Genomic DNA, 26533 nt, shown 5'->3' on the forward strand with positions numbered 1-26533 from the left:
GTCGCCCACAGGGTGGGCTCCTACGGGGTTCTCGCGCGCGTGTGCGCGATCTCGGGTTACAGCAGGGCGCGGAGGCGCGAACGCGTCATCGGTCCGAAGCGAATCCGCTCGCAGAGTTCGTCGACCGCCGAGGCATCACCCTGGCGGCGGCTCAAGGCATCGGCGGTTTCCGCCACCGCCACATCCAGCGCGATACGGGTGAGGCGGCGATACAGCAAGGCGAGCTCGGCGTGCTCGCGCAGCCGTGCCGCGCACGCTGCGGCCCCGCGGATACGCAGGAAAGCGACTTCATCGACGCGCTCAAGCAGCGCATCCAGGCTGCCGAAGTGCGCCAGCAGGGCAGCGGCGGTTTTCGCGCCGATGCCAGGCACGCCGGGTATGTTGTCCACGGCATCGCCGCACAGCGCCAGGTAATCAGCGACCTGGTGCGGATGCACGCCCAGTTTGTCGAAGACACCGGCGGGTCCCCAGCGCAGGTCCTTCGCGAAATCCCACTGCTGGTCGTGCTCACCCAGCAGCTGCCCGAAGTCCTTGTCCGCAGAGACGATGACGCCGCGGAAACCATGCGCACGCAGGCCCCACAGCGCGCTGCCGATCAGGTCGTCGGCTTCGTACTGGTGGTCGTTGAGCACCGTGAGGCCCAGCGCCGCGGCGATCTCGCGGCACAGCGCGAACTGGCGTACGAGCTGCGGTGGCGGCAGGTCGCGATTGGCCTTGTACGCCGGGTAGATCGTGTTGCGGAACGAGGTCGTGAGCGAGGCATCGAACGCTACGGCGATATGTTCCGCACGGCTGCGCTCGAGTAGTTCACACAGGAAGCGCGTGAAGCCGTGCACCGCGTTGACCGGCTCGCCGTCGTGGTCGTGGAACTCGTCGGGCATGGAATGCCAGGCGCGGAACACATAGAGGCTGCCGTCGACCAGGTGGACGGTATCGTTACCGCTCACGGCTGCCACGTTTCCACGATGTCGGCGTACACCGGACGGTCGCGTTCCGGCGCGTCCATCGCGGGGGTGCCGATGTGGATGAAGCCCACGACGTGTTCGTGTTTCTTCATGCCCAGCAGCTTCGCGACATCGCGATCGTACGCGGCCCAGCCGGTGAGCCACTGCGCACCGTAACCCAGCGCCTGTGCGCCGAGCAGCAGGTTGTAGGCGACGCAGCCGGCGGTGAGATCCTGTTCGAGCTCGGGCACCTTGCTGTCAGGATCGATCTTCGCCGAAACGACCAGCACGAGCGGGGCGTGCTCGTAGCGGCGCTGCTCTTTCTCGCGCTTGGCCTCGGAAAGGTCGGGGTTGGCCTCGACGGCCATTTTCGCCAGCTTCCGGCCGAACTCGTGCTTGGCTTCGCCACGCAGGATGCGGATGCGGAAGGGCTCCAGCTTGCCGTGGTCGGGCACGCGGATGGCCGCTTCGATCAGGCGGCGCAGCGTGGCGTCATCGGGGGCGGGTTCGCCGAGCTGGCGCGAAGGCACGGAGCGGCGGGCGTTGAGGATATCCAGGGAGGGCTGGTTCATCCGCCCATTTTAGCACCCCCGCAGAAACCCGCCGCCCCTGTAGGAGCGCGCTCCTACAGGGGCTCGGTCAGCGATCGCGCGGTGGAGGCGGAGGGGGCAGGGCGTCGTTGGGCCCCAGATGGTCCAGTGCCTGGTGGCGCTGTTCCGGGGTCTGGTTGCGCCATTGCTCCACCAGCGCGTGGCGCTGTTCCGGCGGCAGGCTGCGGAAGCGCTCGAAGGCATCGTGCAGCTTCTGCCGCTGTTCCGGCGTGAGGTCGTTGAACTTCTGCTGGTTGCGACGGGCCTGCGCGCGCTCTTCCGGTGTCATCTGCTGCCAGTGCGCGATGCGCTCGCGGATCTCGGTGCGGCGCTCGGGCGGCAGGCCGCGCCAGCGCTGGGCCTTGTCGAGCATGCGCGACTGGCGCTGCGGCGGGAACGTATCCCAATCCTTCGCCAGCGGAGACAGGATGTCCTTTTCATCGGCTGAGAGCTGCGCCCACGGACGCGGCGGCGGCAGCGGGTGGTTATCCGCCGGCGGGCGGAAATCCTCGGAGGGCGTCGGCACGCCGGCCTGTGCGCTGGCGGCGAACGGCGCGGCCAGCGCCAGGAGAACGGCCAGGGAAAGAGCAAGGTGGCGCATGGTGCTCACTTGTTGTTCCGGGCCTGGCCATCGTTGTAGGCGAGCCAGCTGTAGAACTGCAGGTCCTGGTAAAGCGACGGATCCGTGCTGTCGGCATCCGGCGGCAGATCGGTCGGGTCGGTGGCATCCACGGTCTGCACGTCCGCAGGCGGCGCCGGCGAGCGGTTACCCAGCGGCTGCCACACCATGAGCGTGGCAAGCGCCACCACGGCGAAGGCGCTGGCGGGGATCAGGAGGCGGCGCGCCGCGGTGTGCGACGCCGGGCTGGCCAGGGCCGTGCGGCGGGCCGCACGCAGGCGCCCGGCCATGGCCGGATCCACGTCACGACTGGCGCGCAGGAAAAGCTCCCTGGCGCGGCGTTCGAGTTCATGATCTTGCTGGCTCATCGCCATGCCTCCAGGTGTTCGCGCAGCGCGTGCATCGCGCGCGAAAGGTGTGTCTTGACGCTGCCATCGGAGCAACCCATGGCGGCGGCGGTTTCGGCGACATCCAGGCCTTCCATGATCCGGAACGTGAAGGCCTCGCGCTGCCGTTGGGGCAGCTTGCGTACGGCTTCCACGATATCGCCGTAGGCCTGGGAGTCCTGCAGCCGCGCCGAGGGGTCGGGCGCGTCATCCGCGGGCTCCCATGCCGGCAATTCCGTGCCGTCATCATCGTGGCCGCCACCGATCCAGCCCACCACGATGGAGCGAACCTTGCGACGGCGCTGCAGATCGACGATGCGGCGACGCAGGATGCCCCAGAACAAGGGCGTCCATTCCTGGGCGGGCTTCTCGCCGTAGTGCCTGACCAGGCGCATCATCGCGTCCTGTACCGCATCAAGCGCGTCGTCGCGGTTGCCGAGGTGGATCTCGGCCATGCGCCAGGCGCGCCGCTCGATGCCGGCAAGGAAGGCATCCATGTTCGCGGGCACATCGCGCAGGTCCTCAAGGGAGGCACTATCGAGCGCGAGCGAGCCGTTCACGGCTTTCTCCGCGTCATCGGTCTTGCCATCCTCATGCTCCATACGGCCTGGTTTCACCCTGCTAAACGCGGTCGCGGACCGCTGGTTGACTCGTTACCCGTGGTTATCTTCCCGCCCGGGCCTTTACCCCGTGTGAAGTCAGCCACGCCGGCGGCCCAGTGGCCAGGCCACCAGGGCCGCGAGCAGGGCGCCAGCGACATACAGGCCGAGGTCGGCCGGCGCCTGGGCCATGCGGGCCAGGCTGATGAGCATGGCCGGGCCCGCATCGGAGATAGCCTGGGCGAAGCCGAGACCCATCATGCCGGCGATCGTCGCCGCGGCCACGAGGCAGCAGACGTAGAGCGAGGCGAGCAGGGTGGCACCGGCGGCGAGCAAGGCCCCGGGCAGGCCCTCGAAGCGGAGCCAGCGGCGTACCACGTAGCCGAGCGCCCAGCCCACGGGCAGGGCGAGGGCGGGCAGGGCCCTGCCGAACATCATGGAGGGCACCATCCACACGGCGCCGGCGGCGAAACCGAAAAGGACGGCGCCGAGCAGGCCAGAGACGAGGTTGATAAGGCGGCGGATGGGGCTAGCCACCATGGCAGGGAATCGACAGGCGCATGGGAACCGGGGTGGGGGCAACGCCCGCATGATAGCGGGCCGGGCGCCCGCGCGCTCTTGAGGGTGGCGCCCGGTGCCCAAACGTTACGGGGCAGATGCTGACCGCCGGGCCCCGGCGGGCGCATAATTGCCTACTTTGCGGCCCGCGGGCCGCCTCCACAGGACATCCATGAGCGGTTTCAGCCTTAGCAGCGAGCCCTTCACCCTGGAACGTGACTGCGCTGCGGTCATGGTCCCGCAGGGCGAGACGGTGACGCTCCCGGCCGGCCAGATCGGCTACATCACCCAGGCCCTCGGGGGCAGCTTCACGGTTTACGTGGAGGGCAACCTGTTCCGGATCGCCGGCAACGATGCCGACGCGCTGGGCAAGGAGCCGCCGCGCCCCATCGAACTGCCCGCCGACGCATCCGACGACGACGTCGAGAAGCTGGTGTGGCAGCAGTTGCGCACGTGCTTCGACCCGGAAATCCCCATCAACGTGGTGGAACTGGGCCTCGTCTACGACGTGAGCCTGGAAACGAGTGATGAGGGTGGCCGCAAGGCCTACGTGAAGATGACCCTGACCGCGCCGGGCTGCGGCATGGGCGATATCCTCGTCGACGACGTTCGCACCAAGCTCGAGCTGATCCCCACCGTGCTGGAGGCCGATGTCGACCTGGTGTTCGATCCGCCCTGGAACCAGTCGATGATGTCGGACGCGGCGAAGCTCGAAACCGGGATGCTCTGAGCCGGGCTCAGAGCTCGCGCAAGTCCACGCTGCAGGCCGCGTGATACGCGGCCATCGCCGCGATCGTCGCCGGTGCGGCGTGCAGCACCGGCAGGTTGCCCGGGGCGACCTTCACCTCAAGGCACACATGCGCATCCAGCTCCATCAGGCGGATCAGCTGGATGATGGCATCACGCTCCGGCGCCAGCCGTAGCAGCAAGGCATTGATAGCCGTATCCACCGAGTAGGTGCGCTGCGGGGGCAGGGCCACGCTCCAGCCGTACGCGCGCCGGGCCATGCCGTCATCCTCGTCGGCATCACCCTTCTGCCAGCACTGGCCGCCTTCGATGTTGAATTCCCGCACCAGGTGGTCGAGCACGTGCCGTTCCGAGGTGAGCCGGAACGAAGCGCTGACCAGCGGCGTGCGCAGGGCGAGGTCGGCATCGATATCGAGCATGCTGCTGGCCATGGTGGGTTCCCCTTCGTTTCGTGCATAGCATCGCGTTTTTTCACGACCTAGGGAAACCCCTAGGTAGTCGACCGCGAAAACTTGCGATACGTTGACAAGGACTTCCGGTCTGGGGGGACGGGAAGTCACACGGGCATTCGCGCTGCGGCGCGAAATCATCATCGTTCGGAATGTGGTCCACCACGGCCGCAAGGGCTTCGTGTTGCCCATTCCCGGAGGAGGAACGTTAATGGCACATCATGTTCGCTTGAAACTCCTGGCTACCTGCGTCGGCATCGCCGCCACCTCGGCCGCCACGGCCGCCACCGAACAGGCCCTGCGCGCGCAGAACCTGGGCGCCGCGCCGGCCAGCCAGCTGGCCACGAAACTCGGCCTTACCGCCGATAACGCGTTTGTCGCAAAGAATGCCTTGCCGACCGTCAAGGGCACCCAGACGGTACGCATGCAGCAGACCTTCAAGGGCGTGCCGGTCTACGGCCGCAGCATCGCCGTGGAGCAGGATGCCCAGGGCAACGCCCTCGTCGCCAATGGCGTCGTATCGTCCGACCTGCAGGTGGATCTCGCCTCGGTCACCCCGAAGCTGGACCAGGCCGCGGCGCTCGCCGTGCTGACCCGCCAGTCGACCACCTTGCGTGCCGCGGCGATCAAGCCCGAGAACGCCAAGGCCGACCTCTATGTCTACCCGGGCGACGGCGCACCGGCCCGCCTCGTGTACCTCACCTCGTTCTTCAGCGGCGGCGACCATCCGACCCGCCCGACGGCGATCGTCGATGCCAACACCGGCGAAGTGATCAAGCAGTGGGAAGGCCTGACCTATGCCGACGCCACCGGCCCCGGCGGCAATGGCAAGACCGGCCAGTACACCTGGGGCGCCAATGGCCTGCCGGCGCTCAATGTCACGCAGTCCGGTACCACCTGCACGATGCAGAACAGCAACGTGAAGACGTACAACATGAAGAAGGCGACGTCCGGTACGGGCACGCTGTGGAGCTTCACCTGTCCCACCTCTTCGGGTGATGCGGTGAACGGCGGTTTTGGCCCGATCAACGACGCCCACCACTTCGGTGGCGTGGTGCATGACATGTACAACTCGTACACGGGTGCGCCGCCGCTGAACCAGGTGCTCGTGATGAAGGTGCACTACGGCTCGAGCTACGAAAACGCCTTCTGGGATGGCAGCTCGATGACCTTCGGCGACGGTGCCAGCACGTTCTATCCGCTGGTGGCGCTGGACGTGACCTCGCACGAAATCAGCCACGGCTACACCGAGCAGCACTCCAACCTGGAGTACGACGGCCAGTCGGGCGGTATGAACGAAGCCTATTCCGATATCGCGGGTGAAGCGGCCGAGTACTACGACCGCGGCACCAACGACTTCCTCGTCGGCGCCGATATCGTGAAGAGCAGTGCCGGCATCGGCACCGCGCTACGCTATATGTGCAACCCGCCGCAGGACGGTGGTTCGATCGGAAACGCTTCGGACTACACCAGCGGCCTCGATGTGCATTACTCCTCGGGCGTGTACAACAAAGCGTTCTGCCTGCTCGCCAAGACGAGCGGCTGGGATACGGTCAAGGCGTTCAAGGCCTTCGCCCGCGCCAATGCCGTGTACTGGACCGCGACTTCCACATTCAACAGCGGTTCGTGCGGCGTGGCCAGCGCGGCGACTGACCTGGGCTACTCCGCCACGGACGTCGCGGCCGCGTTCTCGGGCGTGGGCGTCACCTGCTCCACGGGCGGTGGCGGTGGTTCGGGCGGCACGTCGCTTGAGAACGGCACGGCGAAGACCGGCCTCTCGGGTAGCGCCAGCCAGGAACTCAGCTACACCGTCACGGTAGCCGCGGGTGCGAAGAACCTGGTCATCGCCACCAGTGGCGGTACGGGTGATGCCGACCTGTACGTGAAGTTCGGTTCCGCGCCGACCACGTCGAGCTACAACTGCCGTCCGTACAAGACCGGTAATGCCGAATCGTGCTCGTTCGCGACGACGCAGGCCGGCACGTACTACGTGAAGGTGCGTGGCTATTCGTCGTTCTCGGGTGTGTCGCTCAAGGCCACCTGGACCCCGTAAGCCTCCGTGGCTTTTGTAGGAGCGCGCTTGCGCGCGATGGAGGGTGCGATACCTCCCATCGCGTGCAAGCACGCTCCTACAGTTTTTTCCTACGTATTGGCGCGGCGGCCGCTGATAGGTCGCCGTTGGCGCATCGCATAGCGTGATCCCTCCACTCAAGGAGGAACCACGCATGGTCCGTCATTACGCTTTAATCTGCCTCACGCTGTTCGCCGTCTCACCGGCCTTCGCTGCCACGCGGTTCATCGTTCGCTTTGCCGACCAGGCATCGGCGAACGCGGCAATCGCTCCCCAGCCTTCTCCTGAATCCACGACACGGCGCAAGCGCGCGACAGACCCCGGCCAGCCACGGCACATCGCTACGCTCGCGGGCGGTGCGCAGCTGTTCGATGTGGACGATGGCAATCCAGCGCATTTCGTGCGGCTCCCGGGCGTCATCAGCGTGGAGGAGGACCGCATCGTGCGGCCCGCCGCGCTGGCCGATCCGCTCTATCCGCGGCAGTGGTCGCTGCACGACCCGATGTCGGGTATCGATGCCGAAGTGGCGTGGAAGTACACACGCGGCGAAGGTGCCGTCATCGCCGTGCTGGACACGGGCGCCACGGCGCATCCCGAACTGGGCGGACAACTTCTCCCCGGCTACGACTTCGTGGCTGATGCCGCCCGTGCGCGCGATGGCGACGGGCGAGACCCCGATCCGAAGGACGAAGGCGACTGGGAAGAGCCCGGCGATTGCGGCCGCCGCACGGGTTCGCGGTCGTCATGGCACGGCACGCATGTAATGGCGATTGCCGCGGCACGTCGTGGTAATCGCCTTGGCATCGCCGGCGTGGCGCCGGAGGCGAAGCTTCTCCCGGTGCGCGTGCTGGCGCATTGCGGGGGATATCTCTCCGATGTCATCGATGCGATCGCGTGGGCGTCGGGCGGCGAGGTGCCGGGCGTGCCGCCGGTGGCGCGGCGCGCTGATGTCATCAACCTGAGCCTCGGCGTGGAGGGCGCGTGCGGGGACGCGATGGGCGACGCGGTGGCGCAGGCACGTGCGCGGGGTGTAGCGGTGGTCGTGGCGGCCGGGAACGAGGGTGTCGCCGCCGCCAGCATGGCGCCAGGCAATTGCCCAGGCGTCATCAACGTTGCAGCGCTCGACCGGTTTGGCCGGCATGCGTGGTACGCCAACCACGGTGCCGCCGTCACGCTCGCGGCGCCAGGCGGTTCGCTGCGCGGCGTGCGCGCTGACGACATTCTCTCAGCCGTGGACCAGGGCGCGCGGGTGGCATGGCGCAGCGTCTTCGGCTACCTGGCCGGCACGTCGATGGCCGCGCCGCATGTGAGCGGCGTCGTGGCGCTGATGCGCTCGGCGGATCCGACGCTTGGCGTCGATGACATCACGCGCCATCTGGTCGATAGCGCCCGACCCGCACGGTGCCCGAAAGGCTGTGGCGCTGGCCTGCTGGATGCCGGCGCCACCCTGGACGCCGTCATCGCAGAACGATCACCGCTGTTGTAGGAGCGGTATCAGACCGCTTCGAAGCGATTGGCGTCGCGGTTCTTGCGGACCTTCTTCGGATCCCACACGCGGCCGTTCATGGCGATGTAGACGCCATCTTCCAGGGTCTGCACCGCGCCCACGGCGCAGCCGATGTTGAACACCGCATCGGAGCCCTGGAAGCGGGCCGGGTTCAGCGCACCGGTGAGCACGATGACCTTGCCCGGAATGCCTTCGAGCTTTGCCGCGGTCTCGACCATGGTGTCGGTGCCGTGGGTCATCAGCACGTGCCGGTGCGGCTGCGCTTCGATCGTGCTGCGCATGAGGGCGCGATCCTCGTCCGTCACGTGCAGGCTGTCCTTGCGCAGGATGGGGATCACGTCGAAACGGAACGCGACGCCCAGCTGGGTCAGGATGTCGCCGATCTGCGGCGAGCCGATCTGGTAATCCGACTTGTCGTCGAAGTAGACCTTATCGATGGTGCCGCCGGTGGTGACGATGGTGAGATGCTGCATGGACTGGCCTGGAAACGTGGACGAAGCGGACGACCATTCTACCGCCTTGGCGGGCATCACGTGGCGGCCGTGCCCGTCGCAAGGAGGATGTCGTCGTCGTTGGCGGGCAGCGCAAGGCGGTCCAGCCCCTGGGCGATGAACCGGCGGCAGGCCGCGCCCGGGCGGCGGTCGCCATCGGCCTCGCCCCATTGGGCAGAGCGGGCCAGCAGGGCGGCGGCCATGCAGCGCGCCAGCGTGAAGGCGATGCCGCGGGCCGATGCCTCCAGCGAGGCGCGATCGCCGACGACGTCGCCAAGGAGCGCCTCCGTACTGTCCAGCGTCGCCAGGATAGCCGTACGGTCGGCGCTGTCGCGCGGCAGCAGTTCCAGCACGGCAGCGCGGATCGGCTCGACGCCGCTGCTACCCAGCGCACGCAGCATATCGAGCGAGAGCACATTGGTCGTGCCTTCCCATATCGCGTACACCTGCGTATCCCGCAGCAACTGGGGCAGGCCGGTGTCTTCGATGTAGCCGGCGCCACCGAAACATTCGAGCGCCTCGGATACCACGCTGATGGACGCCTTGGCAGTCCACAACTTGGCGAGCGGCGTGAGCAGGCGGAGCAGGGCGGGTTCATTCGCCGCACCCAGGCCGCGCTCCGTGCGTCCAAGGAGTTCGGCTACGTAGAAGGCCAGCGAGAAGGCGCCCTCGAACGTCGCCTGCATGTCGGCGAGGGTGCGCGCATGCAAAGGCTGGTCGATCAGGCGGGCACCGAACGCGCTGCGCCGCGTGGCGTAATCACGGGCGAGCGCCACCGCGCGGGCCATGCTCGCCACCGCGCACACGGCGTTCCACGTGCGTGTCACGTTGAGCATGGGCGCGACCTGGCGCACGCCGTGGTCGAGCCCACCTACCGGCGTGGCGGGCAGGCCATCGAGATGGATTTCCGCCGTCGGCAGCTCGTGCGTGCCGAGCTTCTTCTTCAGGCGGTCGACGGTGATGCCTTGCCACGCACCCTCGGCATCCTTCGTTTCCACATAGAACAAGGCGAGCGCCGAGGTGCCCGTGCCCGCACCTTCCGGGCGCGCCAGGGCCAGTGCGGCTTCGCCCACCACTGCTGAACTGAACCACTTGCGGCCATGCAGGCGCCACTGACCACTGGCATCCTGGCGTGCCACGGTTTCGGTGCGGCCCACATCGGAGCCACCCGGGGTTTCCGTCATCCACTGGCCGGAAAGCCAGAAATCAGAGGCGTTGTTGCTGAGGAAGTGCGGCAGGGCGCGGTCAATCAGCGCCTGGTTGCCGGAGGCCTTCAAGGCCGTAGCGGCTCCGTCGGTCATCGCCAGCGGGCAGCAGTAGAACTCGCTCGCTGGGTGGTACAGGTACACACGTGCGAATTCCTCGACGCGAGACCAGGGTGATTCGCCATGCCCCGATGCCAGCACGGCGTGGCGGGTCGTCATCAGCGGGCCTTCTTCCCACGCGGGCGTAAGCGCGATCCGGTCGACGCGGGCGCCCCAGGCATCCCATTGGGTGAGGACGGGCTCGGTGCGAGGGGTGCGCTGGCGCCGCTCGTACGCGTCGATGGCGTAGTCGCCGAGCGCGTCGAGGTCGGGCGCGCAGGCGGCCAGCCGGTCCACCGGCAGCACGTGCCCTAGCCAGGCATCCAGAACACGATCATCACGGAACGGGTGCGCCAGCCGCGGCGCGTCCTGCAGGAAACCCATCGTGGCACCTCTCCATTGGCAGACCCCGTAAGGGTGCACCGTGCGGCGGCGTACGTCGATACGCTCCGCAACATGCGTGGCCGATCAGCCTACCTGCGTCGGACGCCAGCGCCCAGCGTACCGATCAACAACAAACAAAGCGCGATCTCGATAAACGCCAGCCACCGATCACCCGTGGAACTCCACGCCTCGGACACACCATGGCAGAAGTAGAACAGCGCAAGGATTCCCACCCAGAGCAGGGCACGCGTGATGTTGCGTAAGGCCAGCAGCGGAAGCAGCAGCGGCGGCACGGTCAGCAGCAACGCGACCCACACGGGGATCGAAACGGGTGGATACACCGTGTACCAGAGCAGTTGTACACCGAGCAGTGCCGCCCACGCGGCAAGGCCGGCTTGCTGGAGACGCGTGGCGCCAGCCGTCATGCAGGCGTGCCCAGCCGGCGGGCCACATCGGCCAGGCGCTTGCCCAGCGCGCGGGCCAGTTCACGTTCATCCGCGGTGATGGGGTTATCGCCGCGATGCCCCGCCACATGGCTGGCGCCATACGGCGTACCGCCGGAGACGGTGGTCGAGAGAAGCGGCTCGGTGTACGGGATACCCACGATCAACATGCCATGGTGCAGCAGGGGCAGCGCCATGGACATCAGCGTGGTCTCCTGCCCGCCATGCATCGTGCTGGTCGAGGTGAACATCGCCGCTGGCTTCCCGGCAAGCGCACCCGAGGCCCACTCGGCACCCGTCGTATCGAGGAAGTACTTCAGCGGCGCGGCCATGTTGCCGAAGCGCGTGGGGCTGCCCATGACCAGGCCCACGCATTCGACGAGGTCTTCGCGGGTGACGTAGGGCGCGCCCTCCTCGGGCTCGGGCGGCATCGCCGTTTCGGTGACGGGTGCCACCGGCGGCACCTGGCGCAGGCGGGCGCGCATGCCCGGCACTTCCTCGATACCGCGGGCAACGAGGCGGGCGAGCTGGGCCGTGTGGCCGTAACGGCTGTAGTAGAGTACGAGGATGTCGTGAGACATGGACGGGCGCCTGTTGGAAGACGCTAGTCTCGCAGAACTACGAGGACGTTCCCAATGCTCCGGGACCAACGAAGGATGCCCATGCCGCTGCGCTTCGATCGCGACCGCGCCCTGAGCTTCACCCGCTTCACCTGGCTGCGCTTCGTCGACGACAAGTGCTTCGAGACGGCTGGCGCCCTCTCGTACACCACGCTGGTGTCTCTGGTGCCGCTCACCGTGGCCGTGTTCGCGATCCTCTCCGCGTTCCCCGTGTTCGCCGAATGGCGGGGCAGCCTGGCCAACTACGCGTTCCAGAACTTCGTGCCCGCCACCGGCATGAAGATCCAGGAATACATGCTCGCCTTTGCCGATAAGGCCAGCCAGCTCACCGGTATATCCATCCTGGTGATGCTGTTCAGCGCCGTGTCGATGATGGTGAGCATCGAGGACCGGCTCAACCGGATCTGGCGCGTGCGCAAGCCGCGCGGCTGGGGTTCACGCCTGTTGCTCTATTGGGCCGCGCTCACGCTCGGGCCCATCCTGGTGGTGGGCGGCCTCGTCGCGTCGTCGTATCTCACCGCGTTGCCCATGCTGCACGCCGCGGCCGACCAGATCGCGACGCAAGGTGGTTTGCTCAACCTGCTGCCCTTCGTCATCACGTTCATTACCCTGGTGCTCATGTACACCATGGTGCCGAACCGCCGCGTGTCATGGCGTCACGCGGCGATCGGCGCGCTGCTCGGCGCGGTGCTGTTTGAAATCGCACGCTGGGGCTTCACCGAATTCATCCGCCATGCCCCCACGTACGAAGAGATATACGGAGCGCTCGCCGCCATACCGATCTTCCTGCTGTGGATCTACCTCTCGTGGATCATCGTGATCCTGGGCGCATCCATCGCGGCATCCATCTCCGCCTTCGAATACATGCGCCCGCACGATGTGCTGCCGGAAGGCGCCGAATTCATTGGCCTGCTGGTGGTGTTGCAGCACTTCGTGGACGCCCAGCGCACGGGCGAAAACGTGGATCCCGCCACGGTGAGGCTTAGCGCGCCCTACCTGCCCAGCCATGCCATCGCGTGTTATTTCGAGGACCTGCAGAAGGCCGACATGATCCAGCGCTGTGAATCCGGCGGCTGGATGCTGAGCCGCAGCCTCGACGCCACCGAACTGCTGCGCGTATACCGTTGCACCCATTACCGCCTTCCGCTGCACCCACGCGAGCAGGTGGAACGGCTGGGCATCCGCCTGCCGGCCAGCCTGCTGGTGCTGCTCGACCAGCTCGCCGTGGCGCTGGATGCCACGCTGGGTGCCCGGCTCGATCAGTTGTTCCCTCCTCCTAACGTCCCCAACGAGGATGCCGCATGATTTCCCGCCTTTTCGCCGCCCTGGCGCTTGCCTTCGCCGTGCCCGCCATGGCCTCCACCACCACGCCCGAGCTGAAGGTGAAGACGCTCGATGGCAAGCCGTTCGACCTTGCCGCGCAGCGTGGCAAGTGGGTCATCGTCAATTACTGGGCTACCTGGTGCGTGCCTTGCATCAAGGAAATGCCTGACATCTCGGCCTTCGTGCAGTCGCGCAAGGACGTCGCCGCCATCGGCCTGGCGTTCGAGGATTCCGACGCGAAGGACATCCAGGCGTTCGTGGCCAAGCACCCGGTGGTGTACCCCATCGCCCAGGTCGACGTGATGGCACCGCCGAAAGACTTTGATAGCCCGAAGGGCTTGCCCACCACCTACCTGATCGCACCGGACGGCCACGTGGCCAAGCGCTTCGTCGGCCCGGTCGATGCCGCGAAACTCAATGAGGCTATCGCCAAGGGGAAATAAGATGAACGCCGCGCGATTCATCGTGAGAGGCAAGGTGCAGGGCGTGTTCTTCCGTGCCTCGGCCCGCGAGCAGGCCGTGAAGCTGAAGCTGACGGGGCATGCCCGTAACCTGATCGACGGTAGCGTCGAGGTGGTGGTCTACGGTGACGCCGCGGCGATCGATCAGCTGGAAGTGTGGCTGCACGACGGGCCCGAAACGGCGGACGTGCAGGAGTTGTTCCGCGAGGACATCGGTGCGCACGACGCGCCCTCCGGATTCCTGACGAAATAGCACGGTAGGAGCCCACCCTGTGGGCGACATCTTTCGCGAACACGCTACAGGTCCTGTTGCTCTTTCGCGAACGGCGTCGCCCACAGGGTGGGCTCCTACGGGAATGTCGGCCCGATCGGGAATGTCGACCCGTCAGGAGTGTCGACCCCGTCGGGAATGTCGTCCCCGTCGGGCGTTACGGGCCCGTGGCGTTGGCGGGCTTCGCCTCGAACGTCACCGGCAGCGTGCTGCCGTCCGAGAGCGTAAAGGTCACCACCACCTTGTCGCCCGGGTTCACCGGGTGCTTCGGCTGCATCAGCATCACGTGGTAACCGCCGGGTGCGAACGCGACCTTGCCGTTCGCCGGCAAAGGAACCTTGTCCACCATCTCCATGCGGCCCATGCCGGTCTCGGTGCTGCTCTTGTGGATCATGGCGTCGCCGTAATCGGCGCTTTTCGCACCTGTCACGGCGATGCCCGTGGCCGAGGTGTTTTCGAGCGTGACATAGCCGCCCGCCGGCAGGCTGCCGGGGAGTACGCGGATCCACGCGCCGCTGGCTTTGACGCTCGTGGAGTCCGTGGCGTGCACGGCGCCCGCCGCGAGAAGGGTGGTGAGGGCAACAAAAAGCGTCTTCACGGTTCAGGGCTCCAGCGCGGTGAGCAGGTGCAGGTCGTGGACGATATCGTCCTGCGACGCGGACGGCGTGGCCAGCAAGCGGGCCTTGCCGTTGGCGTCGAACAGGTAGATGGCGGAGCTATGGCTCACTTCGTAGTTGCCATCCGCGCGGTCGGGTTCGCGGGTGAAGGCGGAGCGGTAGCGCTTGGCCAGCGCTTCCACATCGGCCTGTGAACCGACCAGGCCTACGGCACGCTTGTCGAACGCGTTCACGTAGGCATGCATGATGGCCGGCGTATCGCGGGCGGGATCGACGCTGACGAACAGGATGCGCACCTTGTCCGCCGGTGCGCCCAGCCGGTCGAGCACCACGTGCAATTGCGTCAGGGTAAGCGGACACACATCGGGGCAATGCGTGTAGCCGAAATACATGATTGCCACCTTGCCGCGGAAATCCGCGCCGGTCACCGCTTTGCCGTTGTCGTCGGTCAGGCGGAAATCCAGGTCGGGCAGGTGCCCGGTGACATCGTTGAGCCGCCAGTCCGGCTGCGGTTCGCGCTGGCAGGCAGCCAGCGGGAGCAGGGCGGCGAGGGCTAGCAGGGCCAGGAAGGCCCGGCGGCACGGGGACGGCTTCATGCGACACTCCGGGGATCGATCCGCCGAAGCATACGCCACAGGGCTGTATGCACGGCAGGGCCACACCATGGGAACGACCCGCATGCGACAACCTGTCAGTACCTCCACGGCTTTCCTCGTTGGCCTCGCCGGAGCCAGTGCCGTGGCTTTTGGCGCCTTCGGTGCGCATGCTTTCCGCGGCAAGGTTGACGATGCCGCCCTCGCCATCTGGCACACGGGCGTCGAGTACCACTTCTGGCATGCGCTGGCGTTGTTCGCGGGTGTGTTGGGCTTACCGGCGGGCCGTGCACGCCACGTGGCGCTGGCGCTGTTCGGCATTGGCATCGTCGTGTTTTCGGGCAGCCTGTATGCGCTGGCCCTGGGCGCGCCGCGCTGGTTCGGCGCGATCACGCCGATCGGGGGCGTGGCGTTCATCGCCGGCTGGATCGCCGCCGCGATGTCCCTGAGAAAAATCGTGTAGGAGCCCACCCTGTGGGCGACATCTTTCGCCTCATCCCAACAGGCCCTGTTGCGGTGTCGCGAACGGCGTCGCCCACAGGGTGGGCTCCTACGTTGAGGCGAAGATTGTCGCCCACAGGGTGGGTTCCTGCGTTGAGGCGAAAGATGTCGCCCACAGGGTGGGCTCCTGCGTTGAGGCGAAAGATGTCGCCCACAGGGTGGGCTCCTACGGGGTCAGGCTTCGGGGTCTTCCATCGGATCGAGTTTGCCGGGTTTCATGCGGCCGCTGCGGCGTAGGGCATCGCGCAGCACGTATTCGATCTGCGCGTTCACCGAGCGCAGCTCGTCCTCGGACCACTTTTGCATGGCGTCGAGGACGGCCGCGCTGATGCGCAGCGGGTAGGCTTTTTTTTCCGCCGCCACGCGTCAGCTGTACAGCGAGCCAGTGTTCACCACCGGCTGTGTGGAGCGATCGCCGCAGAGCACGACCAGCAGGTTGGAGACCATCGCAGCCTTGCGCTCTTCGTCCAGCTCAACGACGCCCTGGGCGCGCAGCTGTTCCAGCGCCATGGCGACCATGCCCACGGCACCTTCGACGATGCGATTGCGTGCGGCGACGATGGCGCTGGCCTGCTGGCGCTGCAACATGGCCTGGGCGATCTCCTGCGCGTAAGCGAGGTGGCTGATGCGGGCTTCAACCACCTGCACGCCGGCCTTCTGCAAGCGTGCTTCGATTTCGCGGCCGAGGTGGTTGTTCACTTCATCGCCGTGGCTGCGCAGGGAAGGGCGGCCATCATCGTGGGTATCGTAGGCGTAGCTCTGCGCCATCTGGCGCAGCGCCGATTCGCTCTGGATCTGCACGAAGTTCTCGTAGTCGTTGACGCAGAACACGGCCTCGGCGGTATCCACGACCTGCCAGACGACGATCGCGGCGATCTCGATGGGGTTGCCATCGCTATCGTTCACCTTGAGCTTGCTGCTTTCGAAGTTGCGTACGCGCAGGCTCACCGGGCGCCGCGTGTAGAACGGGTTGGTCCAGCGCAGGCCCTCGCGGCGCTCGGTGCCCGCGTACTGGCCGAACAGCTGCATCACCTGGCCCTGGTTGGGCTGGACCTGGAAAAAGCCCTTGGCAAGGAAGGCGAGGGCACCCAGCACGATCGCCCCGCCGAAGGGCATGAGCGGCGCCCCGCGCATGTCGGCACCTTTCAGGATGAAGGCGACGGCGGCGAGGCCGATCAGGAACAGGACAACAAGCGACGGAATGCCGGGCAATGACGCGGCAGGACGTTCGTTCATGGCGATGGGCCCCTGGGGATGTGGGGCGAATGATATCTAAATGATATCAGTTTTTCAATTCGCCCCCGCCGCGCCCTTGCCGCCCGTGCCACCCATCACGCCGCCATCGCCGCTCGCCGCGGGCATATCCATCAGGGAGGAGGCCGGTGTGGCCCGCTCGATCCGGATGCTGCTCAGGACGTTCATCGAGCGGAAGAACCGCCAGGGATCGCCGCTGCCGGTGCCGAGCGCGATGTGCGTGGAGTCATAACGGCGTTCCGCGGAATCGAAGCTCACCCAGCGGTTACCCAGCCAGGCCTGGGTCCAGGCGTGGGGGACAAAGACGCGCATGGCGCCGCCATAACGGTCGGCGTAGACGATGCCCGTGACGACGCGCGTCGGGATGCCGAGCGAACGGGCGAGGGCGGTCAGCAGCACCGCATGTTCGGTGCAGTCCCCGCGCCGGTTCCTGATCGTCTCCAGGGCGGAGGCGTAACCCACGTCGAGGCCTTTTTCATTGATGTAATCGGACAGGTAGGAACGCAAACGGCGCATGCGCTGGATATCGCTGTTGGCGTCGCCGACGATGCGTTTGGCCATGGCGATGACATCGGGCGAATCCGACTGGACCCACGGATTAGGTGCCAGATCTTCCGCCGTGGGGCCGGGCTCGTCGCTATGCGGCACGGCGAAGCCGACATCCACCTGGTAAAGGTTGTCGCCCATCGGATGGACCTGCTGTTCGTCGGTCTCGATGAACGGGTTCGGCAGGTTGCCGCGGACACTGATCAGGTACCGCACGGGCGCGGGGCGCAGGTTGGCCATGGGCCGCGGCGCTTCGACCATGGCCGCGCGCAGCAGATCGACGTCCTGGTCGGGAGCATTCGCGCAGGCCGCATCGCAGGCCGCCATTTCCATGCGGAAGCCGAGCAGGGGCGCGATGCCGCGGCGGACATCGCCGTGGTCGTTGACCCAGACATCCACGTACTGCGAATTCTTCGAGCCGGCCAGGGTTTCGTGCAGGTGGTGCAGGGTCTCCTGGCCCAGGGGGAGATCCACGACCTCGTCGCCGACCACCGTGACGTCCACGGTGGCGACCTGCTGCTTCGCCGGGTCGAAGTTGCGGGTCTGGTAGGTGGTACCCGGGCGGAACCCCTTGCGGACCATGTTGATCCGCTGGCCTTCGACCAGCGCGGCGCCCGTGGGCCAGATCAGCAGGTTCACCCGCGACTCGCCGCCGACGGTGTTGGCGACCTGGAAGGCGCCATCGTCGCGGACCTCGCCCTGGACCAGGTTTTCCTGCGCGGACATGGACGATTTGGCATAGAAGGCGAGGGGATCGCCGCCGGTGGACTCCACCGAGCGCAGTTCGGTGCGCATGGCCAGCGGGGTCTTGATCCGGGTGAGGCGGAAATCGAGCACCTGCGAGGTGGTGACCTTGTCCGGGCCCGCCTCGCGGTCGATTTTCAGTTTGCCCACCTTTCTGCCGTCCAGCATGACGGTCATCCAGGTTTCCGAGGCCAGCGCGCACGCCGGGGCCAGGCACAGCAGTACGGCGAGAACAGCATGTGAGCGTCTCATGGGCGTACTTCCGGATTGTCGGGGACACCTGCATCACACCACGTTCATCGCCCGAGTCAAGTCCCCCATTCGTAGGGGGGCGGGCCCGGTAGAATGGGGCTTTTCCAGACAGGACCCGACCGCCCATGCATACCTTCGGCACCCCCCGTACCCACACCGCCCTGAAGGTGCTCCTGCTCGGCTCTGGCGAGCTGGGCAAAGAGGTGGCGATCGAGCTGCAGCGTTTCGCGGTCGAAGTGGTGGCCGTCGATCGCTACGCGAACGCACCCGCCATGCAGGTCGCCCATCGCAGCCACGTGATCGACATGCTCGACGGCGCCGCGCTACGCGCGCTGATCGAAGAAGAAAAGCCGAACCTGGTGGTGCCCGAGATCGAGGCCATCCACACGCCGACCCTCATTGCGATGGAGCAGGAGGGCCTGAAGGTCATTCCGACCGCGAAGGCCGCGTGGCTTACGATGGATCGCGAAGGCATTCGCCGCCTCGCGGCCGAAGAACTCGGCCTGCCGACCTCGCCTTACCGCTTCTGCGATACGCGCGAAGCCTTCGATGAAGCGATCGCTGCGCTCGGTACGCCGTGCGTCGTCAAGCCGGTGATGAGCTCGTCGGGCAAGGGGCAGAGCGTGGTTCGTACGCCGGCCGATGCCGGCGAGGCGTGGGATTACGCGCAATCCGGTGGCCGTGCCGGCAAGGGCCGGGTCATCGTCGAAGGCTTCATCGATTTCGATTACGAGATCACCCTGCTCACCGTGCGCCACCGCGATGGCGTCTCGTTCTGCGCGCCGATCGGCCACCGCCAGGAAGACGGTGATTACCGCGAATCGTGGCAGCCGCAGCCGATGAGCGACGCGGCACGCCTTTCCGCGGAGAAGCAGGCCGATGCCATTACCGCCGCGCTGGGTGGCTGGGGCGTCTTCGGCGTGGAGTTCTTCGTGCGGGGCGATGAAGTGATCTTCTCCGAAGTCAGCCCGCGCCCGCACGACACCGGCCTGGTGACCCTGATTTCGCAGGATCTTTCCGAGTTCGCGTTGCACGCGCGCGCGATCCTTGGCCTCCCCGTGCCGGAGATCCACCTGTTTGCCCCGGCCGCGTCGTGTGCGGTGCTGGTGGAGGGCGAGGGCCACGCGCCCACGTACCACGGTATCGCGGACGCGCTGGTGGAGACCGGCACGATGTTGCGGATCTTCGGCAAGCCCGAGGTGCGTGGCCGCCGGCGCATGGCGGTGACGCTGGCGCGCGCGGCCACGGTGGACGAAGCGCTGGAAAAAGCGAAGCGGGCCGCCAGCCGCATCCGCGTGGAGCTTTAACGGTCTACAACGTCCGTTCACGCCCGAATGCTAAGCTGGCCCGCTCCTATGGATGATGGCTGGCCATGAGCGGACGCCGCGACCCCCACGAACGTACCGAGCCCACGCTCGGTCGCCTGGATGACCTCGACAAGCCGGCACCGCCGGCTGACGACGGCTTGCCGCATATCGTCATCGACGAACCCCGGCGTGGCGGGGCCGTACCGCCGCCACGTTCGCGTGGGCCACAGCGCCCGCGCAAGCGCGGCTGGCTTATTCCCGTGCTGGTGCTGGCGCTGATCGGCGTCGCCACGGCGCTGTACCTGCAGCAGGATCGCCTGCGCAACCTGGTGCCCAGCACCGAGCTCAACGACACCCTGGCCCAGGCCAACGCAGCCCTCGACGCTGGCAAGCTCGACGGCACGCAGGGCGATAGCGCCCGTGAACTCTTCGAGAAAGCCCGCGACCAGCAACCGGATAGCGACCAGGCGCGTGACGGGTTGCGCCGGGTGGGCCAGGCCGAAGTGAGCCGGGCGGATGCCGCACTTACCGCGGGCCGCCTGGACGAAGCCGAGGCCGCCCTCAATGTCGCCCGCGAGTTACTCGGTGGTGGCAACGATGTGGAGCAGCTCGCGCAGCGTCTGTCGCAGGCGCGCAATCCGCAACAACAGACCGAATCGCTCGTCGACCGGGCCCAGCAGGCATTCGCCGCCGGCAAGCTCGATGGCGATGATGGCGCCGGCCCTCTCTACCGCCGTGTCCTCGATGCCGACCGCAACAACGCGGTCGCGGCGCGTGGGCTCGACAAGGTGGGCGACGGCCTCGCGGCGCAGGCGCGCCAGGCCATCGCCGATAACGATCGTGCGAAGGCAAACGCGATCGTCGACCGTATCGCCATCCTGGTACCGGGCTACGGTGACTTGCCGTCCCTGCGAGCCGCGCTCGCCGAGAACCGCAAGCAGGATGACCAGGCGGTCGCCACGCTCGTCCAGCAGGGCAATGACGCCATGCGTGCTGGCCGCTTCACGGGCGACGGCGACGACAACGCGCTGGCGCGTTTCCGCGCCGCGCTCGCCGCCGATCCGGATAATGCCGATGCAAAGGCTGGCCTGGGCCAGGTCGCGCAGGCGCTCATCGTGCAGGCCAACGCCGCTATCGATAGCGAAGACGATGACCAGGCCAACCGCTTGCTCGACCAGGCCGCCAAGCTCGCGCCGAAATCGGCCGAACTCGCCGCCGCCCGTGCCCGTATCGCCGGTGGCGGCAGCAAGGGCGCAGCGACGGCAGGACGCAACGCGCCGTTGCCCGTCGCAGGCGATGACACGCCGGCCCAGGCGTCGATGGCGGTCAGCCCCGAGCAGAAAACCCGTGTGACCGCGCTCGTGCGCCGCGCCCAGCAGGCGGCGGCCCAGGGCAACATCATGGATCCGCCGGGTGAGAGCGCGTACGACCTCTACCGCAACGCGCTATCCATCGACGGTAACGACCCCACCGCACGCGCAGGCCTCCAGGGCTTGCCTGGCCAGGTCGAGACGCTCATGCAGCAGGCCGTCGCCAATGGCAACGTCCGGCGCGCGGAAGACCTCTACGCCACGCTTTCCGATTTGGCGCCTGGTGATGCCGCGCAGGGCGATTTGCGCCACAAGCTGGGCAGCGCGTGGATCGACAATGCCGTGCAACGTGCCGCCCAGGGCGATCGCCAGGGTGCTTTCCAGTCGCTTGACCGCGCGCGCCGTTACGCGCCCGACGATCCGCGGCTGCAGAGTACGTATGAGCGGATCGCGACGGGGCACTGACGACGCATGACGGTCCTGGTCATCGGCGCCAGCAGCCAGGTCGGGCATTTCCTGCTCCCGCGCCTCGATGCCGCCGGCTGCGAATGGATCGGATTGAGCCGGCGGCCTCCCGCCGGCGATCCCCACTGGCTATGCGGCCAGTTACCCGCCGGAATGCCGCGTGTGCCCGCAGTCAGTGCCATCCTTTCCTCCGGTCCGCTGGATCAGTTCGCGACGTGGCTTACGAATACCCGGCTCGAAGGGACGCCGCATATCATCGCGACCTCATCGATGAGCGCGGAATCCAAGCGCGAATCCGACGTGCCGCATGAGCGCGAACTATCGCAGCGCCTGCGTGATGCCGAGACCCGGCTCATCGCGACCTGCGCCTCGCGCGGCATGCCGTGGACGCTGTTCCGTCCCACCCTGGTCTACGGTGCCGGGATGGATCACAGTCTGACGCCGATCGTCCGGCAGGCGGCCCGGCGCCATGTGTTTCCCTTGCCGGCCGGGCGCGGCGCGCGGCAACCGGTGCATGCCGATGACGTGGCCGCCGCGTTCGTGGCGGCGCTCGGGACCGCGCGCGGCCGGGGCAAGACGTTCTCCATCGGCGGTGGCGAGCGTCTCACGGTGGCGGAGATGTTCCGCCGGGTCCGCCGCAGCGTAGGTGTGGCGACATTGCCTGCCCCCGTACCGCGGTTCGTACTCCAGCTGGCCGCGCAGTTTCGACCGGCGCTCCGCGGGTCGCTCGACCGGTTCGATAGCGACCTGATCGCCGACAATGCCGACCTGGAGTCGGTTCTCGACATCCATCCCCGGCCGTTCCACCCGGACCCTTCCACATGGCGCGGTGGGCACTAGCCATCCCGTTGCCCGTTTTCGTTCAGATGTCCGCCGGGATCATGCCCCTATCATCCGGTGACATCCCCTTATCCAGGATCCCCCCGCGTTGGCATTCCTGCATCGTCTAGGTTCCCTACTGCGCGCCAGCTGGCCGTGGCTGCGCATCCCGTTCTGGCTCGTCATGGGCCTGCTGTTCGGGTTCCTGCTGCCGTACACGCTTATCCTCAACGCGCGCCTGCAGGATCGTTTCAACGATCTGGTCTTCGCCGTGCCCACGCGCGTCTACGCACGCCCGTTGCTTCTGGAACCGGGCCGGGCCATGAGCCCCGCCGCGCTGGAACTCGAACTGACCTTCGCGGGCTATACCGCGGATGGCGCCGGCAAGGTCCAGGGCAGCTATTCGAAGAATGGCACGCGTTTCATCATCAACTCGCGCGGCTATGCAGGCCCGGATGGCGGTGAGCTTGCGCATCGCCTGCGCGTCTCGCTCGCCAACGGGCAGGTGGCCTCGGTGGTGGACGATGCGAGCGGCAAGCCGATCAAGGCGATCCACCTGGACCCCGCGCGCATCGCGACCTTCTACGGCGCGGAGCAGGAAGAGCGCCGCATCGTGCGCCTCGAGAACGTTCCGCCGCTACTCGTGCAAGGTTTGCAGGCCGTCGAGGACCGCGATTTCAACCACCATATCGGCCTCGACTTCTCCGCGATCGCACGCGCCATGTTCGCGAACCTGCGCGCGGGCCATACCGTGCAGGGTGGCTCCACGCTCACCCAGCAGCTGGTGCGCAACCTGTTCCTCGACCGCAGCCAGAACTACCTGCGCAAGGTCAACGAGGCCTTGCTCTCGCTGCTGATGGAGGCGCATTACTCGAAGCACCGGATCCTGGAGGCGTACGTCAACGAGGTATTCCTCGGCCAGCAGGGCAACCAGGCCGTGCATGGTTTTGCCGCTGGCGCCGAGTTCTTCTTCGGCCGACGCATGGAAGAGCTGCGCCCGCAGGAGATCGCGTTGCTGATCGGCCTGGTGAAGGGCCCGAGCTACTACGACCCGCGGCGCTACCCCGATCGCGCGTTGCAGCGTCGTAACCTGGTGCTGCAGCAGTTCAACCAGACCGGGTTGCTCGATGACGCTGCGACGAAGGCGGTCCAGGCCACGCCGCTGGGTATCGCGGATAACGCGCAGTTGCCGCACAACCGCTTCCCCGCCTTCATGCAGCTCGTGCGCTCGCAGGTCCAGGCTGATTTCGATGAGGATGCCCTGCGCAACGGCAGCCTCAGCATCTTCACGACGCTGGACCCGGCCGCGCAGCTCTACACGGAGCAGGCGATCCTTACGACGACCAAGGCGCTGGGCAAGCGCGGCGCCGCATCGCAGGCCGCGGCCGTGGTCACCGATACCACCGATGGCAGCGTACTCGCCGTGGTGGGTTCACGGGAGCCGGGCGAGCAGGGTTTCAACCGTGCACTCGATGCGCGGCGTTCCATCGGCTCGCTGGTGAAGCCGTTCGTATACCTCGTAGCGCTTTCGCAGCCGTCGAAGTGGTCGCTGGCCTCGACGCTGCAGGATGAGCCGATCAACATGCGCCAGCCGGATGGCAGCATGTGGACGCCGCAGAACGACGACCACGAAATCCATGGCCAGGTGCCGATGCTCGACGCGCTGGTGCATTCGTGGAACCTCGCCACGGTGAACCTTGGCTTGCAGGTGGGCCTGCCGCGGATCAAGGGTTTCCTTGAATCGTTTGGCCTGCAGGATGTGAACCCGAGCCCGTCGTTGCTGCTGGGCGCGGTCGATCTCTCGCCGTTGCAGGTGGCCCAGATGTACGAATACATCGCCGCCGATGGCCATGCGTTGCCGCTCGTCTCCGTGCGTGGCGTCATGGATAACAAGGGGCAGGCGATCAAGCGCTACGACGTGAAGCCGGGCGAGGGCGAGTACCAGGCGCCGACGCGTCTGATCCGCTGGGCCATGCAGCAGGTGGTGAACAGCGGCACGGCCGCGGCTATCGGTAATTCCAGCCTGGGCTCACTGCATGCGGCCGGCAAGACCGGTACCAGCGATAGCCAGCGCGATAGCTGGTTCGCCGGCTTCACGGGCGAACACCTCGCCGTGGTCTGGATGGGTCGTGACGACAACAAGCCCACCGGCCTCTATGGTGCGACCGGCAGCATGCGCGTCTGGCAGGAACTGTTCCGCAAGCTGCCTACGCAACCGCTGGCGGCACAGCCGGGAGAGGGCCTCGACATGACCTGGGTGAACACCCAGACCGGCAAGCGCACGGAGCCGACCTGCGAAGGCGCGCGGCAGTTCCCGTTCATCGACGGCTACGTGCCGGAAGAAGAGCAGGGCTGTTTCTGGCAGCAATTCAAGGGTATGTTCGGCGGCGGCGACAACAGCCAGCCTCCGGCCCAGCCGCCCGTCCCCAGTAATCCTACGGATTGACCATGCTTCGTCTTCGTTATTGCGCCCTTACCGCCGCCGCCCTTGTCGCTGCCTGCAGCCAGCCCGCCCCGCCGCAGGCCACGCGTCCCTCCGCCCCCACCTACGACATCGTGGCGCAGATCCGCGCCGCGGGTGAGCGTGAGAAGTCTGCGATCGAAGTGGCGCCGTTACGCGACCCGGGCGTGAAGGGCCTGGAGCAGGCCGCCCAGGCCGACGAACGCGCAGGCAAGTACGATGACGCCGATGCGAAGCTGGTTTCGGCGTTGAAGCTGGCGCCGGAAGCGCCGGAGCTCATCCAGGACCGCGCGGAGATCGCCGTGCGCAAGCAGGATTACGCCGCAGCCGAGAAGCTGGCGAAGCAGTCGTTCGAGATGGGCCCGAAGTCGGGCAGCCTCTGCGCCCGCAACCAGCAGACCGTCTATGAAATGCGCATGCAGGCGGGTGACCAGCCGGGCGCCATGGCGGCGCGCACTGAACTCGGCAAGTGCCACATCGCGGGCCCGAACCGCTTCTAAGCGACCCGGTTTTGCGGGAGCGCGCGAGCGCGCTCCCGCAACAGCGTGATTACCCGCCGCGGATCTTGCGGCCGTGCGCATGCACGGTATCGACCAGCACCTTCACGTTCGCCGGATCGACTTCCGGCGTGATGCCGTGGCCCAGGTTGAAGATATGACCGGGGTGGTCACCGAAGGCATCGAGCACCGCGCGCGCTTCGCGTGCCACGATCTCCGGTGATGCACGAAGCACCGCCGGATCGAGGTTGCCCTGCAGGGCCACCTGGTCGCCGACGCGCTTGCGCGCTTCGCCGATATCGATGGTCCAGTCGACGCCAAGGCCATCGCAGCCCGTATCGGCGAGCCGTTCGAGCTGGCCGTTCGCACCCTTCGAAAACAGGATGACCGGGATACCGCCGCAGGCCGGGTCGGCCTTCAGCGCATCGACCACCTGCGCCATGTAGTGCAGGGAGAACTCGCGGAACGGAGCCGGGCCGAGCAGGCCACCCCAGGTATCGAACACCATTAGCGCCTGCGCACCGGCGCGGGCCTGGGCGATGAGGTAGGCGGCGACCGAGCGCGCTACGGTGTCGAGCAGCTTGTGGGCGAGCGCAGGCTCGTTCCACGCCAGCGCCTTCACCCGTGCGAAATCGCGCGAGCCTTCGCCTTCGACCATGTAGCAGGCCAGCGTCCACGGGCTGCCGGAGAAGCCGATGAGCGGCACGCGCCCGTGGAGTTCCTGGCGGATAAGGCGCACCGCATCCATCACATAACGCAGTTCGCCATCCATGTCCGGCACGGCCAGCGCATGGATCGCTGCGGCGTCGCGCAGAGGGCGTGCAAAGCGGGGGCCTTCGCCAGCTTCGAACGACAGGCCCAGGCCCATCGCGTCGGGGATGGTAAGGATGTCGGAGAAGAGGATGGCGGCATCCAGCTCAAACCGTTCGAGCGGCTGCAAGGTGACTTCGCAGGCGTATTCCGGGTTGGTGGCCAGGCCCATGAAGCTACCGGCACGGCCGCGGGTCTCGCGGTACTCCGGCAGGTAGCGGCCGGCCTGGCGCATGACCCAGATGGGCGTGGTGTCGGTGTGCTGGCGGCGCAGGGCGCGCAGGAAGCGGTCGTTGCGGAGCTCTTCAGCGGCCATGCGCTGACTCCTGTCCCTGGCTGAACATGACTTTGAAACCTTTTTTGATCTGGGCGTCGCGCGCTTTTTCAAACGCGGCCAGGGCGGCATCGCGTTCCAGGTAGACATCGCGCTTCAGCGAGGCCTTGCCACCCTGCGTACCGCTCTCGCGGTAAAGGGTCCAGCCGCCGAGCAGATCCTGCTCCAGCGTGATCTGGACGTAGCGGGGTGCTTCGCCGCCCGCCGCGGGCATGGTTTGCATGTAGATCCGCATCGCACCAACCTGGGAAAAACG

Annotated in this window: 30 protein-coding genes; 12 read left to right on the top strand and 18 right to left on the bottom strand. The window is 66.9% G+C overall.

All coding sequences use genetic code 11. The features are described from left to right. Window positions 1-56: 56 nt before the first annotated feature. From L2Y96_RS06320 to L2Y96_RS06345, 6 genes are all read right to left on the bottom strand, one after another. On the bottom strand, window positions 57-881 hold the full coding sequence (locus L2Y96_RS06320; protein ID WP_247336934.1) for a 5'-3' exonuclease: 825 nt from the start codon (window positions 879-881) through the stop codon (window positions 57-59). Between the two features lie 62 nt (window positions 882-943). Continuing rightward, window positions 944-1516, bottom strand: a complete 573-nt coding sequence (locus L2Y96_RS06325) for a nitroreductase family protein (protein ID WP_247334151.1) — start codon at window positions 1514-1516, stop codon at window positions 944-946. 67 nt (window positions 1517-1583) lie between these two features. Next, a complete protein-coding gene (locus L2Y96_RS06330) occupies window positions 1584-2135 on the bottom strand; it encodes a DUF3106 domain-containing protein (RefSeq protein ID WP_247334153.1) in 552 nt (183 codons plus the stop codon). Window positions 2136-2140: 5 nt separating this feature from the next. Further along, on the bottom strand, window positions 2141-2521 hold the full coding sequence (locus L2Y96_RS06335) for a hypothetical protein (protein ID WP_247334155.1): 381 nt from the start codon (window positions 2519-2521) through the stop codon (window positions 2141-2143). Beyond that, window positions 2518-3141 carry an RNA polymerase sigma factor gene (locus L2Y96_RS06340; protein WP_425492558.1) on the bottom strand — a complete coding sequence of 208 codons (624 nt, stop codon included), beginning with the start codon at window positions 3139-3141 and terminating at the stop codon, window positions 2518-2520. The genes L2Y96_RS06335 and L2Y96_RS06340 overlap by 4 nt, the downstream gene beginning before the upstream one ends. 96 nt (window positions 3142-3237) lie before the next feature. Further along, on the bottom strand, window positions 3238-3678 hold the full coding sequence (locus L2Y96_RS06345; RefSeq protein WP_247334157.1) for a hypothetical protein: 441 nt from the start codon (window positions 3676-3678) through the stop codon (window positions 3238-3240). A 190-nt stretch (window positions 3679-3868) separates the two neighbouring features. Between L2Y96_RS06345 and sufT the strand changes: the two genes are divergently transcribed. Further along, window positions 3869-4426, top strand: coding sequence for a putative Fe-S cluster assembly protein SufT (sufT, locus tag L2Y96_RS06350; protein WP_247334159.1), 558 nt, complete (start codon window positions 3869-3871; stop codon window positions 4424-4426). A 7-nt stretch (window positions 4427-4433) separates the two neighbouring features. Here the strand turns inward: sufT and L2Y96_RS06355 are convergent, their stop codons facing one another. After that, complete coding sequence (locus tag L2Y96_RS06355; RefSeq protein ID WP_247334160.1) at window positions 4434-4874, bottom strand: DUF4279 domain-containing protein; 441 nt, start codon at window positions 4872-4874, stop codon at window positions 4434-4436. Window positions 4875-5103: 229 nt separating this feature from the next. Here L2Y96_RS06355 and L2Y96_RS06360 point away from each other — a divergent pair, with 229 nt between their 5' ends. Next, window positions 5104-6945, top strand: a complete 1842-nt coding sequence (locus tag L2Y96_RS06360; protein WP_247334172.1) for a M4 family metallopeptidase — start codon at window positions 5104-5106, stop codon at window positions 6943-6945. A 172-nt stretch (window positions 6946-7117) separates the two neighbouring features. Further along, entirely contained in the window at window positions 7118-8449 is a 1332-nt protein-coding gene (locus L2Y96_RS06365) for a S8 family peptidase (RefSeq protein WP_247334183.1), read from the top strand. A gap of 8 nt (window positions 8450-8457) precedes the next feature. Here L2Y96_RS06365 and L2Y96_RS06370 read toward each other — a convergent pair whose 3' ends face one another. From L2Y96_RS06370 to wrbA, 4 genes are all read right to left on the bottom strand, one after another. Further along, a complete protein-coding gene (locus tag L2Y96_RS06370) occupies window positions 8458-8943 on the bottom strand; it encodes an asparaginase domain-containing protein (RefSeq protein WP_247334184.1) in 486 nt (161 codons plus the stop codon). A gap of 56 nt (window positions 8944-8999) precedes the next feature. Further along, a complete protein-coding gene (locus L2Y96_RS06375) occupies window positions 9000-10649 on the bottom strand; it encodes an acyl-CoA dehydrogenase family protein (protein WP_247334186.1) in 1650 nt (549 codons plus the stop codon). Window positions 10650-10738: 89 nt separating this feature from the next. After that, complete coding sequence (locus tag L2Y96_RS06380; protein WP_247334188.1) at window positions 10739-11074, bottom strand: DUF2069 domain-containing protein; 336 nt, start codon at window positions 11072-11074, stop codon at window positions 10739-10741. After that, complete coding sequence (gene wrbA / locus L2Y96_RS06385) at window positions 11071-11673, bottom strand: NAD(P)H:quinone oxidoreductase (protein ID WP_247334190.1); 603 nt, start codon at window positions 11671-11673, stop codon at window positions 11071-11073. Before wrbA ends, L2Y96_RS06380 begins: the two co-directional genes overlap by 4 nt. Window positions 11674-11754: 81 nt before the next feature. On the opposite strand from wrbA, the gene L2Y96_RS06390 reads away from it, so the two are divergent. Genes L2Y96_RS06390 through L2Y96_RS06400 form a run of 3 tightly spaced genes read left to right on the top strand, consistent with a single transcriptional unit; the run spans window position 11755 to window position 13749 of the window. Further along, window positions 11755-13017 carry a YihY family inner membrane protein gene (locus L2Y96_RS06390; RefSeq protein ID WP_247334193.1) on the top strand — a complete coding sequence of 421 codons (1263 nt, stop codon included), beginning with the start codon at window positions 11755-11757 and terminating at the stop codon, window positions 13015-13017. Continuing rightward, window positions 13014-13478: a TlpA family protein disulfide reductase gene (locus L2Y96_RS06395; RefSeq protein WP_425492559.1), complete on the top strand. Its 465-nt coding sequence runs from the start codon at window positions 13014-13016 to the stop codon at window positions 13476-13478. The genes L2Y96_RS06390 and L2Y96_RS06395 overlap by 4 nt, the downstream gene beginning before the upstream one ends. A gap of 1 nt (window position 13479) precedes the next feature. Beyond that, a complete protein-coding gene (locus L2Y96_RS06400; RefSeq protein ID WP_247334195.1) occupies window positions 13480-13749 on the top strand; it encodes an acylphosphatase in 270 nt (89 codons plus the stop codon). Between the two features lie 175 nt (window positions 13750-13924). On the opposite strand, the gene L2Y96_RS06405 is transcribed toward L2Y96_RS06400, so the two are convergent. After that, on the bottom strand, window positions 13925-14365 hold the full coding sequence (locus L2Y96_RS06405; RefSeq protein WP_247334196.1) for a copper chaperone PCu(A)C: 441 nt from the start codon (window positions 14363-14365) through the stop codon (window positions 13925-13927). A 3-nt stretch (window positions 14366-14368) separates the two neighbouring features. Beyond that, window positions 14369-14980 (bottom strand): SCO family protein, encoded by a 612-nt coding sequence (locus tag L2Y96_RS06410; protein ID WP_247334198.1) that lies wholly within the window; start codon window positions 14978-14980, stop codon window positions 14369-14371. An 82-nt stretch (window positions 14981-15062) separates the two neighbouring features. On the opposite strand from L2Y96_RS06410, the gene L2Y96_RS06415 reads away from it, so the two are divergent. Continuing rightward, window positions 15063-15440 carry a DUF423 domain-containing protein gene (locus L2Y96_RS06415; RefSeq protein ID WP_247334200.1) on the top strand — a complete coding sequence of 126 codons (378 nt, stop codon included), beginning with the start codon at window positions 15063-15065 and terminating at the stop codon, window positions 15438-15440. 212 nt (window positions 15441-15652) lie between these two features. On the opposite strand, the gene L2Y96_RS06420 is transcribed toward L2Y96_RS06415, so the two are convergent. Genes L2Y96_RS06420 through L2Y96_RS06430 form a run of 3 tightly spaced genes read right to left on the bottom strand, consistent with a single transcriptional unit; the run spans window position 15653 to window position 18274 of the window. Further along, window positions 15653-15841: a type II toxin-antitoxin system antitoxin gene (locus tag L2Y96_RS06420; protein ID WP_247334202.1), complete on the bottom strand. Its 189-nt coding sequence runs from the start codon at window positions 15839-15841 to the stop codon at window positions 15653-15655. Between the two features lie 3 nt (window positions 15842-15844). Next, on the bottom strand, window positions 15845-16714 hold the full coding sequence (locus L2Y96_RS06425) for an SPFH domain-containing protein (protein WP_247334203.1): 870 nt from the start codon (window positions 16712-16714) through the stop codon (window positions 15845-15847). Between the two features lie 54 nt (window positions 16715-16768). Further along, complete coding sequence (locus L2Y96_RS06430; protein ID WP_247334204.1) at window positions 16769-18274, bottom strand: transglutaminase-like domain-containing protein; 1506 nt, start codon at window positions 18272-18274, stop codon at window positions 16769-16771. Between the two features lie 125 nt (window positions 18275-18399). On the opposite strand from L2Y96_RS06430, the gene purT reads away from it, so the two are divergent. From purT to L2Y96_RS06455, 5 genes are all read left to right on the top strand, one after another. Beyond that, window positions 18400-19581 carry a formate-dependent phosphoribosylglycinamide formyltransferase gene (gene purT, locus L2Y96_RS06435; RefSeq protein ID WP_247334206.1) on the top strand — a complete coding sequence of 394 codons (1182 nt, stop codon included), beginning with the start codon at window positions 18400-18402 and terminating at the stop codon, window positions 19579-19581. A gap of 65 nt (window positions 19582-19646) precedes the next feature. Continuing rightward, on the top strand, window positions 19647-21356 hold the full coding sequence (locus L2Y96_RS06440) for a hypothetical protein (protein ID WP_247334208.1): 1710 nt from the start codon (window positions 19647-19649) through the stop codon (window positions 21354-21356). 6 nt (window positions 21357-21362) lie between these two features. After that, complete coding sequence (locus tag L2Y96_RS06445) at window positions 21363-22196, top strand: NAD-dependent epimerase/dehydratase family protein (protein WP_247334210.1); 834 nt, start codon at window positions 21363-21365, stop codon at window positions 22194-22196. Between the two features lie 88 nt (window positions 22197-22284). Next, window positions 22285-24621: a penicillin-binding protein 1B gene (gene mrcB, locus L2Y96_RS06450; protein WP_247334212.1), complete on the top strand. Its 2337-nt coding sequence runs from the start codon at window positions 22285-22287 to the stop codon at window positions 24619-24621. Between the two features lie 2 nt (window positions 24622-24623). Beyond that, window positions 24624-25136, top strand: coding sequence for a tetratricopeptide repeat protein (locus L2Y96_RS06455; RefSeq protein ID WP_247334214.1), 513 nt, complete (start codon window positions 24624-24626; stop codon window positions 25134-25136). A gap of 49 nt (window positions 25137-25185) precedes the next feature. Here L2Y96_RS06455 and hemE read toward each other — a convergent pair whose 3' ends face one another. After that, window positions 25186-26259 carry a uroporphyrinogen decarboxylase gene (hemE, locus tag L2Y96_RS06460; protein ID WP_247334216.1) on the bottom strand — a complete coding sequence of 358 codons (1074 nt, stop codon included), beginning with the start codon at window positions 26257-26259 and terminating at the stop codon, window positions 25186-25188. After that, a complete protein-coding gene (locus tag L2Y96_RS06465) occupies window positions 26249-26512 on the bottom strand; it encodes a WGR domain-containing protein (RefSeq protein WP_247334218.1) in 264 nt (87 codons plus the stop codon). The genes hemE and L2Y96_RS06465 overlap by 11 nt, the downstream gene beginning before the upstream one ends. Window positions 26513-26533 lie beyond the last annotated feature (21 nt).

Origin of the sequence: Luteibacter aegosomaticola, assembly GCF_023078475.1 — a bacterium.
In the GTDB taxonomy this organism is placed as follows: domain Bacteria; phylum Pseudomonadota; class Gammaproteobacteria; order Xanthomonadales; family Rhodanobacteraceae; genus Luteibacter; species Luteibacter aegosomaticola.

Bases quoted from the DNA above. Each gene is read 5' to 3' on its own strand.
- L2Y96_RS06330 (WP_247334153.1), bottom strand. From the start codon at position 2,135: ATGCGCCACCTTGCTCTTTCCCTGGCCGTTCTCCTGGCGCTGGCCGCG.
- L2Y96_RS06360 (WP_247334172.1), top strand. From the start codon at position 5,104: ATGGCACATCATGTTCGCTTGAAACTCCTGGCTACCTGCGTCGGCATC.
- L2Y96_RS06380 (WP_247334188.1), bottom strand. From the start codon at position 11,074: ATGACGGCTGGCGCCACGCGTCTCCAGCAAGCCGGCCTTGCCGCGTGG.
- L2Y96_RS06345 (WP_247334157.1), bottom strand. From the start codon at position 3,678: ATGGTGGCTAGCCCCATCCGCCGCCTTATCAACCTCGTCTCTGGCCTG.
- L2Y96_RS06390 (WP_247334193.1), top strand. From the start codon at position 11,755: ATGCCGCTGCGCTTCGATCGCGACCGCGCCCTGAGCTTCACCCGCTTC.
- L2Y96_RS06355 (WP_247334160.1), bottom strand. From the start codon at position 4,874: ATGGCCAGCAGCATGCTCGATATCGATGCCGACCTCGCCCTGCGCACG.
- sufT (WP_247334159.1), top strand. From the start codon at position 3,869: ATGAGCGGTTTCAGCCTTAGCAGCGAGCCCTTCACCCTGGAACGTGAC.
- L2Y96_RS06335 (WP_247334155.1), bottom strand. From the start codon at position 2,521: ATGAGCCAGCAAGATCATGAACTCGAACGCCGCGCCAGGGAGCTTTTC.
- purT (WP_247334206.1), top strand. From the start codon at position 18,400: ATGCATACCTTCGGCACCCCCCGTACCCACACCGCCCTGAAGGTGCTC.
- L2Y96_RS06400 (WP_247334195.1), top strand. From the start codon at position 13,480: ATGAACGCCGCGCGATTCATCGTGAGAGGCAAGGTGCAGGGCGTGTTC.
- L2Y96_RS06415 (WP_247334200.1), top strand. From the start codon at position 15,063: ATGCGACAACCTGTCAGTACCTCCACGGCTTTCCTCGTTGGCCTCGCC.
- L2Y96_RS06325 (WP_247334151.1), bottom strand. From the start codon at position 1,516: ATGAACCAGCCCTCCCTGGATATCCTCAACGCCCGCCGCTCCGTGCCT.
- L2Y96_RS06375 (WP_247334186.1), bottom strand. From the start codon at position 10,649: ATGGGTTTCCTGCAGGACGCGCCGCGGCTGGCGCACCCGTTCCGTGAT.
- L2Y96_RS06395 (WP_425492559.1), top strand. From the start codon at position 13,014: ATGATTTCCCGCCTTTTCGCCGCCCTGGCGCTTGCCTTCGCCGTGCCC.
- L2Y96_RS06370 (WP_247334184.1), bottom strand. From the start codon at position 8,943: ATGCAGCATCTCACCATCGTCACCACCGGCGGCACCATCGATAAGGTC.
- L2Y96_RS06455 (WP_247334214.1), top strand. From the start codon at position 24,624: ATGCTTCGTCTTCGTTATTGCGCCCTTACCGCCGCCGCCCTTGTCGCT.
- L2Y96_RS06445 (WP_247334210.1), top strand. From the start codon at position 21,363: ATGACGGTCCTGGTCATCGGCGCCAGCAGCCAGGTCGGGCATTTCCTG.
- L2Y96_RS06410 (WP_247334198.1), bottom strand. From the start codon at position 14,980: ATGAAGCCGTCCCCGTGCCGCCGGGCCTTCCTGGCCCTGCTAGCCCTC.
- L2Y96_RS06465 (WP_247334218.1), bottom strand. From the start codon at position 26,512: ATGCGGATCTACATGCAAACCATGCCCGCGGCGGGCGGCGAAGCACCC.
- hemE (WP_247334216.1), bottom strand. From the start codon at position 26,259: ATGGCCGCTGAAGAGCTCCGCAACGACCGCTTCCTGCGCGCCCTGCGC.
- L2Y96_RS06365 (WP_247334183.1), top strand. From the start codon at position 7,118: ATGGTCCGTCATTACGCTTTAATCTGCCTCACGCTGTTCGCCGTCTCA.
- L2Y96_RS06440 (WP_247334208.1), top strand. From the start codon at position 19,647: ATGAGCGGACGCCGCGACCCCCACGAACGTACCGAGCCCACGCTCGGT.
- L2Y96_RS06425 (WP_247334203.1), bottom strand. From the start codon at position 16,714: ATGAACGAACGTCCTGCCGCGTCATTGCCCGGCATTCCGTCGCTTGTT.
- L2Y96_RS06320 (WP_247336934.1), bottom strand. From the start codon at position 881: ATGCCCGACGAGTTCCACGACCACGACGGCGAGCCGGTCAACGCGGTG.
- wrbA (WP_247334190.1), bottom strand. From the start codon at position 11,673: ATGTCTCACGACATCCTCGTACTCTACTACAGCCGTTACGGCCACACG.
- L2Y96_RS06430 (WP_247334204.1), bottom strand. From the start codon at position 18,274: ATGAGACGCTCACATGCTGTTCTCGCCGTACTGCTGTGCCTGGCCCCG.
- L2Y96_RS06340 (WP_425492558.1), bottom strand. From the start codon at position 3,141: ATGGAGCATGAGGATGGCAAGACCGATGACGCGGAGAAAGCCGTGAAC.